The following is a 17,263-nucleotide window of genomic DNA, read 5'->3' on the forward strand; positions in this document are numbered from 1 at the left end:
TTTTTGTTTACGATTTTGCTCTTTGACTCAGTCGTAGCAGGGCGGCACTGAGTTCTGCAGACTCAACATGTTCGCTCAGTTCACGCATGTCTTCGGCATCCGATTCACTCGGGTGGCTGACAATCTCTTTTTTCGGCTTCGGCTGTTCCTCTAAGGGCAATACCGAAACTTTCACCTGAGTAAGTTGCAGGTGTGGGAAATTCTGCTGAAAAGTGCCTAAAATAGTCGGTTCGTAATAGCGCATCCGTGTCGCCCAAGCCGGCGAATCAATCTGTAATAGCAAGGTCTGCCCCTCGAAGCTGACACCAAGAAGGTGTTCTTGCATCGCTAAGGGAAGATGATCGCGGCCGGAATCCAGTAGTGCTTGATAAACTTTCGCACTTTCCAATAAGTTTTTTAAATTACCATGCGCTTTGTTTAGTATCGGTTTCATTCTGTGCTCAACTCTGAGTGTGCTAGAATATTCGCTCATTTTACCGTATAAAATCAGTAAATTAGATGGGCAAAATAATTTTATAGGTTTTTATTGGTCGGTCGTATTGAAAACCACTTCGCCGTCACTAGTAAATAACCTGTTGCGATTTGTGTCGCGAAAAACTTAGCTCTCTAACAAGATTAAATTTTACAACCTTAAAAATCCGGAATGCATTAACTCATGGCGTTAAATATCATCAAGAAAATCTTCGGTAGCCGTAATGACCGTCTGCTTAAACAGTATGGCAAAGAAGTCCAGAAAATTAATTCACTGGAAGCAGATTTTGAAGCGCTCAGCGATGAACAGTTGCAAGCAAAAACCGAAGAGTTTAAAACGGCGCTCGCGGATGGCAAAACGCTAGATGATATTTTACCGGAAGCTTTTGCGGTCGTTCGTGAAGCCGGTAAACGTGTTTTCGGCATGCGCCATTACGATGTACAGATGATTGGTGGTATGGCGCTACATCAAGGCAAGATTTCTGAAATGCGTACCGGTGAAGGTAAAACCCTAGTGGCGACCTTGCCGACTTATTTGAATGCCTTGACGGGTAAAGGCGTGCACGTTATTACCGTCAACGACTACCTTGCAAAACGTGATGCCGAGTGGATGGGGCAACTATACGGTTTTCTAGGTTTGAGCACGGGTGTCATCGTGTCAGGGCAAAGCCCGCAAGAGAAGCAATTGGCTTACTCGATGGATATTACCTACGGTACCAACAACGAATTCGGTTTTGACTATCTGCGTGACAATATGGCGATTTTCGCTGAAGAGCGTGTGATGCGCGATCAGCATTACGCGGTAGTGGATGAGGTTGATTCGATTCTTATCGATGAAGCGCGTACGCCGTTGATTATTTCCGGTCCGGCGGAAGATAAGTCCGAACTTTACATGAAAATCAACCCGTTGATTCAACACCTGGAAGAAGGTGAAGAAGATCCGGAAACCAAAAAAACCACCGGTGATTTCGTTATTGATGCCAAGTCACGTCAGGTGTTCTTGAATGATGACGGTCACGCAAAAGTTGAAGAGTTGCTGATTGAAGCCGGTCTGTTGGAAGAAGATGCCTCTTTATATGACGCGACCAATATCGGCCTGATGATTCACATCAATGCAGCTCTGCGCGCGCATTTGTTGTTTGAAAAAGACAAGGATTACATTGTTGAAAACGGCCAAGTGGTGATTATTGATGAATTCACCGGTCGTAAGATGCAAGGCCGTCGCTGGTCAGAAGGTCTGCACCAAGCGGTTGAAGCTAAAGAAGGCGTGACCATTCAGCAAGAGAGTCAGACTTTCGCCTCGATTACTTTCCAGAACTATTTCCGTCAGTATGAAAAGCTGTCCGGTATGACCGGTACTGCCGATACCGAAGCGGGTGAATTTTTGTCGACTTATAACTTAGAAGTCGTGGTCATTCCGCCGAACAAGACACCGCAGCGTATTGACCAATCTGATTTGGTTTTCTTGGATATGGAAGGCAAGTTTGCGGCGATTGTCGAAGACATTCGCGAAACTACTGCGACCGGTCAGCCGATTTTGGTCGGTACTGCATCGATTGAAATGTCGGAGCTGCTGTCGCGTCTATTGACTAAAGAGAAAATCAAACACAGCGTTCTTAACGCCAAACACCACAAGCAAGAAGCGAATATTATCGCTGACGCCGGTCGTATCGGTGCAGTGACGATTGCTACCAATATGGCGGGGCGCGGTACCGATATCGTGCTTGGCGGTAACTTGGAGATGGAGTTAGAGCAGCTTGGTGAAATCACTGACGAGAAAAAAGCCGAAGTGAAAGCCGCTTGGCAAGAACGTCACAACCAAGTGCTTGAATTAGGCGGTCTGAAAGTAATTGGTTCGGAACGCCACGAATCACGTCGTATCGATAATCAGCTACGCGGTCGTTCCGGCCGTCAGGGTGATGTTGGTATGACACGATTCTATCTATCGTTGGATGATGACCTAATGCGTCGTTTCGCTTCGGATAAAGTCAAATCAATGATGAAACGTCTTGGTATGACTTCAAATGAAGCGATTGAGCACAAAATGGTGACTAAGTCGATTGAACGTGCTCAGAAGCAGGTTGAGCGCCTACACCAAGATGAGCGTGCGAATCTATTGAAATTCGATGATATTTCTAATGAACAACGTAAGGTGGTGTACACACAACGTAATGAGTTGATGTCGTCAAATGCCGAAGAAGTAACCGACGTTATCGACGGTCTTCGTGAACAAGTGGTTGAGCAGGTTGTTGCCGCTTACATTCCACCGGGTTCACTGCACGAGCAGTGGGATATTCCAAATCTGGAAAAAGCCATTCATGAAGAATTGGGCGCACACTTACCGCTAGAACAGTGGTTGGAAGAAGATAAAAATCTGTATGAAGAAACGTTGATTGAAAAAGCGGTTTCCGAGCTGAAAGAAATCTACACGGCGAAAATGGCCGTGGTTGATGACGCCACTCAGCATCATTTCGAGAAAGAAGTGCTACTGCGTACTATCGATAAACAATGGCGCGTGCATCTATCGGAAATGGATTATCTTCGTCGCGGTATCCATCTGCGCGGTTACGCTCAGAAAGATCCGTTCCAAGAATATCGTCGTGAGTCGAGTGAGCTGTTTAAGGCGTTCTTGAATGAAGTGACTACTGAAACGGTTAAGGTTTTATCCTTAGTGCAAATCGGCGGTCAGCAAGATGTAGATGAATATGAAAATCAGGCGCATCAACCTGACAAGCTAGAAGCGAATCACCCGGCTGCAGCAGGTATTGCTGACGCAATGATCAATGCGGCCGATCAATCAGCAGAAGCGGCTGAACCTGCGGAAGGTGAAGGCACTTTCCGTCGTGAAGAGCCGAAAGTTGGCCGTAATGATCCTTGTCCTTGTGGTTCAGGTAAAAAATACAAGCAGTGTTGCGGTAAGTTAAGCTAAGATAAATACACATTTAAGCTATACAAAGCCCATCGTGAGAACCGTTCTCTCGGTGGGTTTTTTCGTTTGTTGTAAAGGAGAAACAATGAGCAAAACAGAATTACATCCGGTCAGCGGTATCTATTTGGGGACGACTGCGGCGAAGATTAAAAAGAACGGCAAACCTGATTTAGTGGTCATTGAACTGGCAGAAGGTTCGCGCACTGCGGCGACTTTCACGACCAATGCTTTTTGCGCGGCGCCGGTTACTTTGGCGAAAGCCAATCTGGCGGCGCAGTCGCCACGTGCTTTGGTGATTAATGCCGGTAACGCTAATGCCGGTACCGGTGAGCAAGGTATGCTTGATGCTAAAGCAACTTGTGACTTGGTGGCAAAAGAACTGGGCTGTAGTTCGGAACAGGTATTGCCGTTTTCAACCGGTGTGATTGGCGAAAACTTGCCTATGGAGAAATTCCAAGCCGGTATTCCGGATGCGATGGCGAATATTGCGGTTGATGGTTGGCAGGCGGCGTCGCAAGCAATTATGACCACGGATTTGGTTGCGAAAACCAGCAGCCGAGTGATTGATGTTAATGGCGCCAGTGTTACTCTGACCGGCATGGCGAAAGGCTCGGGGATGATTCATCCGAATATGGCGACCATGTTAGGGTTTGTGGCAACGGATGCTAAAATCTCGCAGGAATGTTTGCAAAAAGCACTTAGCGATGCGGTCAATATCAGCTTTAACCGAATTACTGTGGATGGTGATACGTCGACCAATGACGCTTGCACCTTAAGCGCCAGTCAGCAAGCGGATATGCCAGAAATTAATGATGTGAATACTCTGGATTATCATGTGTTTGCGGAAGCGGTTGCGGAGATGTTGACTGAGCTAGCGCAGATGATTGTGCGTGACGGTGAAGGGGCAACCAAATTTGTATCGGTTATTGTTGAAGAAGCCAAAACCCAAGAAGAAGCATTAAAAGTTGCGCATGCTGTGGCTCTGTCGCCACTGGTAAAAACCGCGCTGTTTGCATCCGATCCAAACTGGGGCCGTATCTTGGCAGCGGTTGGCCGTGCCGGTGTTGAAGACTTAGATATCAATGCGTTGGAAATCCATCTAGGTGATGTTTGTATTGTCAAAAACGGCGGTCGTGCTGAAGAATATACCGAAGCGCAAGGGCAAGCGGTCATGGATAAAGATGAGATTGAAATCCGTATCTGGCTGAACCGTGGCTCAGTTTACGAGACAGTCTGGACGACCGACTTCTCTTATGACTATGTGAAAATCAACGCCGAATATCGTAGTTAATTTTCCTTGTTAGTCGTGTGTACTTGAACGACACTCTGTTGTTCGAGTAAGCGCGACTTTTGACCTTTCTTCGTTTATTTCTCATCTGTTCTCAATAACAATATCGAGCTAAGTTTTTTCAAAAAACTAGACTTTATTGATGCTTATCAAACTTGTATCTCTGCGTTTTCAGTTTCGTTTCAGAATCTGCTTATATAGTTATAAGAAACGACAAGGAGAAATACATGTCTTTAAAAAAACTGCTATGGGCTTCTTTATTTAGTACTTCACTATTGAGTGGTTGTGGCGGTGGAGCCTCGCCGAGCGATATTCTGTCGGTGACCAATGACGGCACTTCGCAAATCAATTTAGAAACGATGCAGCAAACCATTGAAGAGATGCCGTACGAAGAGCTATCGACGGAAGAAGTGAATAGTTTGATTTTCACTCGTGAAGAAGAAAAGCTTGCCTATGATGTCTATGTCACTCTGGATGGTTATGACTATGTGACAGTACAGAATTTTATTAATATCGCTGATGCGGAACAGACGCACACTGACAGCGTTAAAATTCTGCTCGATAAATATGAATTGAATGACCCCGTTGCAGAACCGCAAACGGTGGGCGAGTTTGAAAATCAGGATTTACAGCAGCTGTATGATGATTTGGTTGTACAAGGTTCAGATTTGATTTCGGCCTTACAGGTCGGTTGTCTGATTGAAGAGTTGGATATTCGTGATATTGCTGCGGACTTAACCAATAATGTCGATAATGAAGACATCGCTTACGTTTACGAGAGTTTATTAAAAGGCTCGCGAAACCATCTTCGCGCTTTTTATAGCACGCTGCAACAAAATGGCGGGGAATATACGCCGCAATATATCACTCAAGAAGAGTTTGATGTGATAGTGAATTCGGATATGGAACGATAAGAGTGAATGCCAGTGAAAATAATAATCACTGGCATTTTTTGATGGTTATTGAGTGATTTCTTGTAAAGCGGCAATTAAGGCATCGTTTTCCGCATCAGTACCGATGGTAATACGCAGGTATTGGTCAATACGTGGTTTATTGAAGTAGCGCACAATAATCTTGCGTTCACGCAGTGCTAGAGCAATCTTCTCGGCATCTTGTTCCGGGTGTTTGGCAAAGATAAAGTTTGCTGCCGATGGAATCACCTTAAAATCCATTTCTGTCATCGCAGAAGTTAAGGCTTCACGTGTATTGATAATCTTCTGACAACAGGCTTGGAAGTAGTCTTCATCTGCAAAAGAAGCGGTTGCGCCAAACAATGCCAAACGGTCAATAGGGTAAGAGTTGAAACTGTTCTTAACGCGTTCCAAAGCTTCAATCAGGTGCGCTTGACCAACGGCAAAACCAACACGAATTCCAGCTAGTGAACGCGATTTAGACAGGGTTTGAGTCACCAATAGATTCGGGTAATCGTTAACTAGGCTAATCGCGCTCTGCCCGCCAAAATCAATATAGGCTTCGTCCACCAATACCACACGATTAGGATGCATTTCTAAAAGCGCTTTTACTTTATCTAAAGCCAAAAGGCGACCAGTCGGAGCATTTGGATTAGGGAAAATAATTCCGCCACATTTCTGTTCATACTCGGTAATATCAATTTCAAAATCATTGTTTAACGGCACATTGTTGTACTCAATGCCGTATAGGCCGCAATAAACCGGGTAGAAACTGTAAGTAATGTCAGGGAATAGCAGTGGCGCGTCTTGCTTTAATAAGCCTTGAAAAGCGTGCGCTAGCACTTCATCTGAACCATTGCCGACAAAAATTTGGTTAGGGTTTAAGTTATGGTAATCCGCAATACTCTGCTTCAAAATGTCTGAATTCGGGTCAGGATACAAGCGCAGTTTTTCATTATTCTGTTCGCTTATCGCTTCCAAAACCTTCGGTGAAGGCGGATAAGGGTTTTCATTAGTGTTGAGTTTAATCAGGTTATCCACTTTTGGCTGTTCGCCTGGAACATAAGGGGTTAGGCTGTGAACTAACTGGCTCCAATACTGGCTCATAAAAGGTTTGTCCTGTTGTAACAAATTCAAAGGCGATATTTTATCGCAAAAGGTTGCATTACAATAGCGAGCAAAACACAGTTAAAGGAATTTGTTATGTCTGAAAAGTCGCGCCCGGTGTTGGATATTGCCGTTGGTATTCTGCGTTGCGAAAACGAAATCTGTTTAAGCTTGCGCCAAAAGCATCAGAGTCATGCTGATCACTGGGAATTCCCCGGCGGTAAAGTCGAACAGGGTGAATTGATTGATACGGCACTAAAACGTGAATTTATCGAAGAACTGGGTGTGCAAACCGATAACTGGCAGCCATTGATTACCATTCCTTGGGAATATGAAAAAGTGTCGGTGCGTCTGCATGTTTATCAATCTTATGATTTTGTGGGCACGCCTTATGGCAAAGAAGGGCAGCGGGTTCGTTGGTTTGACCAATCTGAATTACAAGGGATTACTTTCCCAGATGCAAATAAAGGTATTTTGACGGCTTTAGAACTCGGTGATAAATACGCCATTAGTGGTAAATTTGCCAATGCCGAAGATTTTTCAGCCAAGCTAAATAATGTTTTAAACGATGGCGTTAAACTGATTCAACTGCGTGCAAAAGGTTTGGATGTGGCGGAAGTGCGAAAACTGGCGCAAGAAAATATCGGCGCAGTACATAAAGCGGGCGCAAAATTGATGCTCAACGGTACGCCGGAATTACTCGCACAGACCCAAGCTGACGGCATTCAGCTAGCATCCAATCAACTTTTTGCTTACGACACTCGTCCAGTCGCGAAAGACAAACTGCTTGGCGCATCCACTCATAATCCTGAAGAAATCGACCAAGCCCTAAAAATTGGTGCCGACTTTATTCTGCTTTCGCCAGTTTTGCCAACGCAAACGCACCCGGATATGGAAGCACTTGGTTTGGATGCGTTTAGAGAATTAGTTGCTGAGATTCCCGTCCCGGTCTTTGCTTTGGGTGGAATGAAAACTGAACTGCTCAATGAAGCTAAAAATCACGGCGCGCAAGGCATTGCCGCTATATCTGCATTCTGGAGATAAAGGAAATTATACATTTTACTTAAGTCTCTCCATTGCCCGCTTGTTCAAGGTATCGCTATGCTGAGTCATGTGTTCCACGACCATGACTTTTTAATTCGAGAAGTAGAAGACTTAATTAATAGTAACTTGGACTGATGATTCGTCTACGGTAAACAATCATTGCTATAAAGAACAAACAGGCAACGCCAATCACTGCCGGAAAGAGAACGGTGGTTAGCGAATAATTTTCTAAAGCGGTTAATACCAGAAGGTTTCTAAGCAAAAAAAGCGTAAAAAACAGCAGTGATTCAGAATAAGGTTGTGCATAGGATTTTCGTACCGTTGGAGCAAAACCCAACAGATCAACAAAGGTTAAAACAATCACTGCCCACATCGGATTATCGGTTATCCCCCAGATGGGTAATGCTGTCATGGCAAGAGCGAAAAACAACCAGTCAATGCGCGTGATCGTTAAATCGCTTCGCTTCCAATAGGCCAAGAAGGCAATAAAGATTGTCATTACACCGGATACACCAATCGCCCAAGCACCAACGCCGCCGCTATCTTGCAATTGAGCGAGAAATACGACAAAAGTTGTTGTCCCCCAAATAATCCAGGAAAAAACATGTGGCTGAACTTTGCCAATTAAAATTGCTCGAATGTAGGGTGCAAAAGCGATTATCGTAATGGCTATAGCAGCAGCACTTGCGATTTCCTTAAAGAGTAGCGGGATAGAAAGAGCTTCTAATTGCATTGCCAGCGACTTCCTTATTCGATGTTGACAGTTTTCTCTATTGCAAATGGTTAAGCATATTGCTTAAACCGGTTTGGTAAAATTCTGGCGTGCTTTTTTGACCTCTTCTCGAAACACACAACCTTCGGCATGGTCATTGACCAGCCCCATCGCCTGCATAAAAGCATAGACTGTCGTCGGGCCAACAAACTTCCAGCCTTTTTTCTTCAGCACCTTGGACAGCTCTTTTGAGGTTTCGGTAGTGGAAACAGTTTGTGGCTCTGCCTGATTCGAAGAACTCTCTTCATAGCGCCAGAAAAACACTGCCAGCGAGCCTTCTTCGGCCACCATCTGTTGTGCGCATTTGGCATTATTGATTACCGCTTCAATCTTACCGCGATGGCGGACTATGCCTTTATCGGTGAGCAGGCGCTCAACATCTTGTTCGGTAAATTGGGCAACCCGATTAAAATCAAAACCGTCAAAAGCTTTACGAAAATTTTCTCGTTTAGCCAGTATGGTTCGCCAGCTTAAGCCGGATTGAAAACTTTCCAGACAGAGCTTTTCGAAGAGCCGAATATCATCGGCAACCGGATAGCCCCACTCTTTATCGTGATAGTCGATATACTCCGGTGTTGCTGCACACCAGGCACAGCGCGCTTTACCATCGTCGCATGTTATCGTTGAGTTCATTTCAATTCTCCCAAACCAAGTAATGAATAAATCACTGTGAGGCAGCTCCTACCATGTTATTTTGCTTACTCGCCATAAAAAAACAAAGTGCTGATTGGGCGCATTGATCAATTTTCGAATATGACGGATTGTTAATGGCTTTTAGCTTTTGTTGGTGAGAAGAATCTCTTGATTTGTTGGTTTAGCTTTGCCAAATCTCCGTCATTATGGATGATTTTATCTGCGTAACTTTGTCGTTGTTCTCGCGACGCTTGATGTTCAAGTATGTTTTTTATGTTTTCTAAATTCACGCCGTCACGTTGGCTAGCTCTTTGTATCTGAGTTTCTTCTGAACAGTCTAAAACCCAAATTTCATCTACATAGTCTGGCTTATGGCCTTTTTTGAGAATCCCTTCGACTAAAAGTGGAATCGCCACCAAAAGATATGGGGCTTGGTAGCTTTCATCTTGTTGGTAGTCCTGAATCTGCTTTTGGGTTTCAGCTTGGATGAGCGGGTGCAAAATCATTTCCAATTTTTGACGCGCACTCTGATCAAGGGGGTCGGCAAAAATCTTTTCCCGTAGGGCAGCACGATTCAGAGAGTCGTCGCTATTGAGGATTTCTACGCCAAATTCTTTAACTACTTGCGCCAAGCCAGCGCTATTGGGTGCAACGACTTGACGGCTAATTTGGTCGGTATCGACCGTGGCAATGCCGTGTTCGGCCATTAATTCGCAAAAGGTGCTTTTGCCGGAACCGATTCCGCCGGTTAAGCCGATTACCTTCATTCTCAAACCTTTCTAAACTTTATCCATCGGTCATTTTATAGAATCTTGCTATACAATAACCAGATTGATTTTACGGAGCCATGTTATGTGCGGTATTTGCGGTGAGATTTATTTTGACGGACAGCAGGCGAGCGAAGCGCGTTTAAAGCCAATGTTGGCAGAAATGCAGCAACGCGGTCCAGACGATGAGGGGATTTGGTTAGACGGGCATGTTGGCTTGGGACATAAACGTTTGTCGATTATCGATTTATCTGCGTGTGGTCATCAACCGATGCTCGATCAAGAACTGACCTTGGTTTTTAACGGCTGTATCTATAATTATGTTGCACTGCGCGACGAGTTAATTGAACTTGGGCATCACTTTAATTCGCATTCCGATACTGAAGTGATTCTTAAGGCGTATCGACAGTGGGGCATGGAATGCGTCAACCGTTTTGAAGGTATGTTTGCTTTCGCTATTTGGGATGACCATAACCATCAACTTTTAATGGCGCGTGACCGAATCGGTATTAAGCCGCTATATTACGCAATGGTTGAGGGTGGTGTGCGTTTCGCATCTAATACTCAAGCTTTGTTGGCGGAAGGCGATATCGATACCGAAATCGATCCGATTGGTTTGCACTATCAATTGACACTGCACGCAGTTATTCCTGCGCCGCATACGATTTTAAAAGGCATCCGTAAGCTCGAACCGGGGCATTGGATGATTATTAATCCAGATGGTCAGGTTTATAAAAAACGTTATTGGCATCTTGAAGCACAACGTCCTAAAAGCGACAGCTTTAAAGGCAAGCCGACACCAAGCAATGAAAAAGAGTGGGTTGATGCAATTCACGAATCTCTGAAAGAGGCGGTGCATAAGCGTTTGACCGCTTCAGATGTACCGGTTGGCGTTTTATTGTCCGGCGGGTTGGATTCCAGTCTATTAGTGGCGATGTTGGCAGAAGCCGGAGTTGAGAATATCAAAACCTATTCGATCGGTTTTGAAGATGCGCCGGAAGAGAAGGGTAATGAATTCGAATTCTCGGACATGGTTGCCGAGCGTTATAACACCGACCATAAGAAATTCCATATCGCCAATGAAACCGTATTACCGCGTCTGCATGAAGCGGTTGAAGCCATGGCAGAACCGATGGTCGGGCAAGATGCAGTGGCTTTCTATCTATTGTCTGAACAGGTCGCTAAGGAAGTTAAGGTGGTATTGTCTGGGCAAGGTGCAGATGAGGTCTTCGGTGGCTATTTCTGGTATCCGCTGATGGCAGAAGCCGGCAAGCAGATTGATTTGGAGAATCCCGAACAGGCGTTGCAAGCGTTTGCACCGTATTATTTTGACCGTTCGCATCAAGAATGGTTGTCGGTGATAAATGAAAAATATCATGTGCATGATGTGACCGGTGAATTTGTTGCTGACCGTTTAACTGAAGCGGGGGCGGATGAGTTCTTGGATCAAGTCTTGCGTTTGGATACCACCACCTTGATTGTCGATGATCCGGTTAAGCGTGTTGATAATATGACCATGGCCTGGAGCCTAGAAGCACGTGTACCTTTTTTAGATCACGACTTAGTGGAATGGGCGATGGCGGCACCTCCGGAAATGAAAACCGGCGGCAAACATATTCTTAAAGCTATCGGGCGCGGAATTGTGCCGGATGCGATTATCGACCGCCCGAAAGTCGCTTTCCCGATGCCGGCGCTGAAATATGTGCGAGGGGATTTCTATGAGTTTATGAAGCAGCTACTGACCTGTGAAGCGGCACAAAAACGAGGCATTTTTAATCAAGAAAAACTTGCAGAGCTGCTGGAAAACCCAGAAGCGGAAAATGCTTTTACAGCAATTCAGGGTTCCAAACTATGGCATGCGGCGCTTTTGGAATTCTGGTTGCAGAAGCATGTTGATAAGACATTGTAGGGCTTGAAATAACTTTTTATGCCCATAGTTACAAGTACTAATCAAATAAAGTAGAATAGCGAAAGTTATTAAAAATATTTATCTAAAGGATTAATGATGGAAAGCCAAGAACAAGTAGTGCAAGAAACATTAGAGCGTATTAACGACCAAGTAACCAATAATCCGGTTGTTATTTATATGAAAGGTACGCCACAAATGCCTTCTTGCGGTTTCTCTAGTCGAGCGGCGCAGGCGTTAGTTGATACGGGTGAGAAGTTTGCATTTGTAAATGTATTGGCAGATGCGCTGATTTTCGAACACCTGCCAAAATACCAAGATTGGCCGACGTTCCCACAGCTTTACATCGATGGTGAACTGCAAGGTGGTTGTGATATCACGCTTGAATTAGCTGAAAGCGGTGAGTTGAAAAACTTAATGGCTACGGCGAATGCTAAGGTTGCTGAGTAATTTCCAATAACTCTCTAGCAAATAAAAAAGCGCTTGTAGGATGATTCCTCAAGCGCTTTTTTTACATCCGTATTGTGGCTCTAGATATTTGCTCTGCTTATTGCTACAGGCTGTCTATAAACCAATCTAAAAATCAATTAGATAGCATTTCCGTTTCATTAACAATTTGGCAGAAAAGGTCGGCGGTTTTTTCGGTATCGTAGACTGCGGAATGGGCTAAGGCATTGTCCCATTCAATGCCCGCTTTGCCCATCGCTTTCGCTAAAACAGTTTGCCCATAAGCCAAACCGGCTAATGACACTGTGTCAAAAGTACTGAATTTATGGAAAGGGCATTTTACCTTAGTGCGGTCGGCGGCGGCTAGGATGAAATTTAAGTCAAAAAAGGCATTATGGCCGACCAGAATCGCGCGACTGCATTCGGTTGCTTTGATTTCGTCATGAATGGGTTTAAACAGGTCTTGCAGAGCCTGTTTTTCCGAGACGGCTTCCCTGAATGGATGGTAAGGGTCGTCCATGCCGATAAACTTCAAGGCACCTTCTTCTAAGTTGGCGCCTTCAAACGGCAGGATATTTCGATCATAGGTGGCTTTACGTTGTAGGCGACCGTATTCATCCATTTCCAAAATCACTACCGCGACTTCCAGCAATGCATCGGTCTGAGGGTTAAAACCGGCGGTTTCAACATCGATGACCACCGGTAAAAAACCGCGAAAACGTTCTTTGATTGTCATCGCTGGAATGTTCTCGTTTGCATAATTTTCTGAAGTGGAAGGCTGTGCGGAAGTGCTTTGGCTCATGAATTAATCTTTATTTTTTGAGTGCTTTTATCAAAACTTTGGAATTGCGCTGATAGTTATAGAGTTCTTGTTTTTCTTGCGGCAGTTCATTTGGCGTTGCTAGAGAAAAACCGTGTTCGATAAACCAGTGGTGCGTATGTGTGGTTAGCAAGAACAGCTGTTGCAAACCATTCTGGTTAGCGGTTTTCTCGATTTCTTGTAGCAGTTGCTCGCCGAGTTCCTGTCCACGATAATCACTGTGTACGGCTAAGCACGCCAGTTCTCCGCTATTTGCATAATTGGCATATAGTGCGGCGCAGCCAATAATACGTTGGTCACGTTCGATAACGATAAAGTTTTCGATTTCCAGTTCTAATCGTTCGCGAGAGCGTTTGACCAAAACGCCTTTCTGCTCCAGCGGCGCAATGACTTCGAGAATACCGCCGACATCGTCGATGCTTGCCGGACGAATCTGGTGATAACGGTCACTGAAAATCATACAACCTGTACCGTCTCGTGTGAATAGTTCCAATAATAGGCTAGACGGATCGTCACGGTTAATCAGGTGAACACGGCTAACGCTATCGCCGATTTTCTGGATGCGTTGTAGCAATTGTTGGGTTTGCTCATCCAGACTTGGCAGAAGCGTGCTGATTTGCGTTTGGTTTAATGCTGCTGGTAAATAGTCGAAACGTTGTGGTTTTTGGAAAATCATCAGCTTGTCGGCTTGCAGTTGTTCGGCTATGGTGCAAGCTTGTTCCAGTGTATTTAAGTTAAATACTTCACCAGTCAAAGAATAGGCAAGCGGTGTTAACAAGACAATTTGGTTACTGTTTAAACAAGATTTAATGGCTTCTTTATTGATTTTTCGAAGTTGCCCAGTGTGTTGAAAGTCAACGCCGTTAACGACACCTTTTGGTTGGGCGATAACCCAATTACCGGAAACTAAGCTTAGTGGTTTGTGTTGTTGGTTAGATGCATGGCAGAAAACCGCTTCCAACTTTGAACGCACATAGCCGATGGTCTGCTGGAAAGTCGGCAGCATTTCTAATGAAGTGATTCGGCACTGTTCGTGTTGTTGCCAGCTGAGTTGTTTTTGCTCAAGTGCTTGGTCAATTTGCAAGGTAGCACCCATCGCCAACACCAGTTTTAAGCCTAAACTGTGCAGAAGGGTGATGTCTTTACTAAGACTGAGCAGCTCTTCGTCATTTTGCAACAAATCACCGGGAAGATAGATAACGCAGGTTTTACCACGGTGCTGTTCGATGTAATGCGAGGATTGGCGCAGGCTTTGGATAAAATCTAATTCAGATTGCTGCATGAATGTGCGAAAATAGTAAGAATTATTTTGCTAAGTATAACAGTCAATTGAACAAAGTCGAATCTCTATATTTTGGAGGTACTCTGTTCAATCAATTTAGGAGTCAAATCGATGCCTCAATATCGTTCTAGAACCAGTACCCACGGTCGAAACATGGCCGGTGCCCGCGCACTTTGGCGCGCTACCGGTATGCAATCAGGAGATTTCGGTAAACCGATTATCGCGGTTGCTAACTCATTCACGCAGTTCGTTCCAGGGCATGTGCATCTAAAAGACATGGGGCAACTTGTCGCTAGAGTAATTGAAGAAGCGGGCGGTATCGCGAAAGAATTTAACACCATCGCCGTTGATGACGGTATTGCAATGGGTCATGACGGTATGTTGTATTCGCTGCCATCGCGTGATTTGATTGCGGACTCGGTTGAATACATGTGTAACGCACACTGTGCGGATGCACTGGTTTGTATCTCAAACTGCGACAAAATCACTCCGGGTATGATGATGGCGGCAATGCGTCTTAATATCCCGACTATCTTCGTAACCGGTGGTCCAATGGAATCCGGTAAAACGGTTCTAGGCGGTATGGAAATCAAGTTGGACTTGGTTGATGCGATGGTTATGGCTGCCGACAGCAACTGTTCGGATGAAGATGTTGATGCGGTTGAAGTTTCAGCTTGTCCAACCTGTGGTTCATGTTCCGGTATGTTCACGGCGAACTCAATGAACTGTCTGGCAGAAGCATTAGGTATTGCGCTTCCGGGTAACGGTTCTACTTTAGCGACTCACGCTGATCGTAAGCACCTATTCGAAGAAGCGGGTCGTCGCATTGTTGAGATGGCGAAAGATTACTACGACAACGATAACGAAAAAGTTCTACCTCGTTCGATTGCGACTTATGAGGCATTTGAAAATGCGATGGCACTGGATGTTGCAATGGGTGGTTCAACTAATACGGTTCTGCACTTATTGGCGATCGCGAAAGAAGCGGGCGTTAACTTTACCATGGCAGATATGGATCGTATTTCTCGCCAAGTTCCTTGTTTGGTTAAGGTTGCCCCGAATTCGAAAATCTATCACATGGAAGACGTCCATCGTGCCGGTGGTATTATGCGAATCCTTGGTGAGCTAGAACGTGGTGGTTTGATTAATACCGACGTTCCGACCGTACACGCATCAACCATGGGTGCTGCGCTGGAATTGTGGGATGTGCGTCGCACAGATAACGAAGCGGTGCATAAATTCTTCCGCGCGGCGCCGGGCGGAGTTCGTACAACGGAAGCATTCAGTCAAGATAAGCGTTGGAAAACGGTTGATACCGATTCGGCTGAAGGGTGTGTTCGTGATATGGAACACGCATACACTATCGAAGGTGGTCTAGCAGTACTTTACGGTAATATCGCATTGGATGGTTGTATTGTTAAGACAGCCGGTGTTGATGAAGAAATCTTCAAGTTCTCTGGTCCTGCACGTATCTATGAATCACAGGATGCAGCGGTTGACGGGATTCTGAATGACCAAGTGAAGTCCGGTGAAGTGGTTATCATCCGTTACGAAGGGCCAAAAGGTGGACCGGGTATGCAAGAGATGCTTTATCCAACAAGCTATTTGAAATCAAAAGGTTTGGGTAAAGAGTGTGCTCTACTTACTGACGGTCGTTTCTCAGGTGGTACTTCAGGTCTATCAATCGGTCACGCTTCGCCGGAGGCGGCAGAAGGTGGTAACATCGGTTTGGTTGAAAGCGGTGATATGATTGAAATCGATATTCCGAACCGTACTATCAATGTACAACTGACTGATGAACAGTTAGCGGAACGCCGTCAAGCAATGATTGCCAAAGGTAAAGATGCTTGGAAGCCTGCTGAAGAGCGTCCACGTCGTGTTACCCCGGCACTGCGTGCTTACGCTGCAATGACAACAAGTGCTGCATTTGGTGCGGTGCGTAATGTTGATCAAATTGAACACAATAAATTTTAAGAATTAACGAATTAGGAACTTGTAAGGAGTTGCACGATGTTTGCCGATCAATTAACTCAGGAACAGCGTCAGGTCGTATTTGATCTTGCGGCTAACTTAGCTGCAGCGGACAATGACGTGTCGGAAGAAGAGATTCAGTATTTAAAAGATTTTAGCGATGCTTATGGTATTGAATTTGATCTTGATAAAGCGGATTTAGATATTAATAATGCGCTTAGCTTGATGGATACGAAAAAGGCGCGTGTTATCACTTTACAAGAGTTAATTAAGCTTTCTTATAAAGATGGTCACTATGGTCGTGAAGAGCAAGAGAAGGTACTGTTATTGGCTCAGAAAATGGGTCTAAACAACACGGATTTCTTGATGCGCATAGAGAACTGGGTTCGCCAAGGCTTCGATTGGGTTTACGAGGGTGAACAGATGCTTGAAGGCGATGACTGAGTTTAGTTTTGTCTTTTAGCGAAAGAGCCGGCGTAAGCCGGTTTTTTTATGTCCAGATGGAAAGCTGGGGGTGGGTTAGTCGGCTTTGAAGTTGCTCACGGTGTAGTGTTATCGGCTAGCTATTTTGTTATTAAGATTTGATCATTCTCAACGGCAAATTATCTGTGATGGAATGAGAGGGCTAATTTAGCCGGTGTGAGTATTCCTATTGAAAAAGTAAGGTAGTATGTCCCGTCCTGAAATAGGTTGACACTTTTTTCAGGTTAAAAACGCTCGATGAACTTCATCGGGCGTTTTGTATTTTAGCGCCAAGTGCGGGCGCTTCGTGTTGTAAATCTCAATCGACTCTTTCACCATCTGCCGAGCTTGCTGAATGTCTTTGGGTTTTGTGAGCAAAAACTCATTCTTTAAAATCCCATTCACCCGTTCAGCCAAGGCATTTTGATAACAGTCATAACCGTCGGTCATGGA

Annotated in this window: 16 protein-coding genes; 8 read left to right on the forward strand and 8 right to left on the reverse strand. The window is 44.9% G+C overall.

Features of this window, described 5'->3' with window-relative positions:
- Positions 1 to 7 precede the first annotated feature (7 nt).
- Entirely contained in the window at positions 8 to 433 is a 426-nt protein-coding gene (locus J3998_RS10720) for a DciA family protein (protein WP_208150662.1), read from the reverse strand.
- A 222-nt stretch (positions 434 to 655) separates the two neighbouring features.
- On the opposite strand from J3998_RS10720, the gene secA reads away from it, so the two are divergent.
- The 3 genes from secA (at position 656) to J3998_RS10735 (ending at position 5,602) form a co-directional block, all read left to right on the forward strand.
- Complete coding sequence (gene secA / locus J3998_RS10725) at positions 656 to 3,400, forward strand: preprotein translocase subunit SecA (protein WP_208150663.1); 2,745 nt, start codon at positions 656 to 658, stop codon at positions 3,398 to 3,400.
- Positions 3,401 to 3,485: 85 nt separating this feature from the next.
- Positions 3,486 to 4,691: a bifunctional glutamate N-acetyltransferase/amino-acid acetyltransferase ArgJ gene (gene argJ / locus J3998_RS10730; protein ID WP_208150664.1), complete on the forward strand. Its 1,206-nt coding sequence runs from the start codon at positions 3,486 to 3,488 to the stop codon at positions 4,689 to 4,691.
- Positions 4,692 to 4,915: 224 nt separating this feature from the next.
- Positions 4,916 to 5,602, forward strand: a complete 687-nt coding sequence (locus tag J3998_RS10735) for a DUF2202 domain-containing protein (protein WP_208150665.1) — start codon at positions 4,916 to 4,918, stop codon at positions 5,600 to 5,602.
- Positions 5,603 to 5,647: 45 nt separating this feature from the next.
- Here the strand turns inward: J3998_RS10735 and hisC are convergent, their stop codons facing one another.
- Positions 5,648 to 6,706, reverse strand: coding sequence for a histidinol-phosphate transaminase (gene hisC, locus J3998_RS10740; RefSeq protein ID WP_208150666.1), 1,059 nt, complete (start codon positions 6,704 to 6,706; stop codon positions 5,648 to 5,650).
- Positions 6,707 to 6,802: 96 nt separating this feature from the next.
- Between hisC and J3998_RS10745 the strand changes: the two genes are divergently transcribed.
- On the forward strand, positions 6,803 to 7,750 hold the full coding sequence (locus J3998_RS10745) for a Nudix family hydrolase (RefSeq protein ID WP_208150667.1): 948 nt from the start codon (positions 6,803 to 6,805) through the stop codon (positions 7,748 to 7,750).
- A 115-nt stretch (positions 7,751 to 7,865) separates the two neighbouring features.
- On the opposite strand, the gene J3998_RS10750 is transcribed toward J3998_RS10745, so the two are convergent.
- The 3 genes from J3998_RS10750 to coaE all read right to left on the reverse strand — a co-directional run bounded on the left by J3998_RS10750 (position 7,866) and on the right by coaE (position 9,922).
- Positions 7,866 to 8,483 (reverse strand): hypothetical protein, encoded by a 618-nt coding sequence (locus J3998_RS10750; protein ID WP_208150668.1) that lies wholly within the window; start codon positions 8,481 to 8,483, stop codon positions 7,866 to 7,868.
- 63 nt (positions 8,484 to 8,546) lie between these two features.
- Entirely contained in the window at positions 8,547 to 9,155 is a 609-nt protein-coding gene (locus J3998_RS10755; protein ID WP_208150669.1) for a DNA-3-methyladenine glycosylase I, read from the reverse strand.
- 131 nt (positions 9,156 to 9,286) lie between these two features.
- Positions 9,287 to 9,922 carry a dephospho-CoA kinase gene (gene coaE / locus J3998_RS10760; RefSeq protein ID WP_208150670.1) on the reverse strand — a complete coding sequence of 212 codons (636 nt, stop codon included), beginning with the start codon at positions 9,920 to 9,922 and terminating at the stop codon, positions 9,287 to 9,289.
- An 85-nt stretch (positions 9,923 to 10,007) separates the two neighbouring features.
- Here coaE and J3998_RS10765 point away from each other — a divergent pair, with 85 nt between their 5' ends.
- Together J3998_RS10765 and grxD are read left to right on the forward strand one after the other, a co-directional pair.
- A complete protein-coding gene (locus J3998_RS10765; protein WP_208150671.1) occupies positions 10,008 to 11,831 on the forward strand; it encodes an N-acetylglutaminylglutamine amidotransferase in 1,824 nt (607 codons plus the stop codon).
- Between the two features lie 96 nt (positions 11,832 to 11,927).
- Positions 11,928 to 12,278: a Grx4 family monothiol glutaredoxin gene (gene grxD / locus J3998_RS10770; RefSeq protein WP_243750719.1), complete on the forward strand. Its 351-nt coding sequence runs from the start codon at positions 11,928 to 11,930 to the stop codon at positions 12,276 to 12,278.
- 133 nt (positions 12,279 to 12,411) lie between these two features.
- Here grxD and rnt read toward each other — a convergent pair whose 3' ends face one another.
- Together rnt and argA are read right to left on the reverse strand one after the other, a co-directional pair.
- Positions 12,412 to 13,077: a ribonuclease T gene (gene rnt / locus J3998_RS10775; RefSeq protein ID WP_481924061.1), complete on the reverse strand. Its 666-nt coding sequence runs from the start codon at positions 13,075 to 13,077 to the stop codon at positions 12,412 to 12,414.
- Positions 13,078 to 13,087: 10 nt separating this feature from the next.
- A complete protein-coding gene (gene argA / locus J3998_RS10780; RefSeq protein ID WP_208150672.1) occupies positions 13,088 to 14,377 on the reverse strand; it encodes an amino-acid N-acetyltransferase in 1,290 nt (429 codons plus the stop codon).
- Positions 14,378 to 14,488: 111 nt separating this feature from the next.
- Here argA and ilvD point away from each other — a divergent pair, with 111 nt between their 5' ends.
- Both ilvD and J3998_RS10790 read left to right on the forward strand, forming a co-directional pair.
- Positions 14,489 to 16,351: a dihydroxy-acid dehydratase gene (gene ilvD / locus J3998_RS10785; protein WP_208150673.1), complete on the forward strand. Its 1,863-nt coding sequence runs from the start codon at positions 14,489 to 14,491 to the stop codon at positions 16,349 to 16,351.
- A 36-nt stretch (positions 16,352 to 16,387) separates the two neighbouring features.
- Complete coding sequence (locus tag J3998_RS10790; RefSeq protein ID WP_208150674.1) at positions 16,388 to 16,792, forward strand: TerB family tellurite resistance protein; 405 nt, start codon at positions 16,388 to 16,390, stop codon at positions 16,790 to 16,792.
- A 258-nt stretch (positions 16,793 to 17,050) separates the two neighbouring features.
- Here J3998_RS10790 and J3998_RS10795 read toward each other — a convergent pair.
- The coding region (locus J3998_RS10795) for an integrase core domain-containing protein (RefSeq protein WP_208150675.1) at positions 17,051 to 17,263 on the reverse strand (213 nt) is incomplete at its 5' end.

The sequence above is a fragment of the Thiomicrorhabdus marina genome (assembly GCF_017571465.1).
Taxonomy (GTDB): Bacteria; Pseudomonadota; Gammaproteobacteria; order Thiomicrospirales; family Thiomicrospiraceae; genus Thiomicrorhabdus; species Thiomicrorhabdus marina.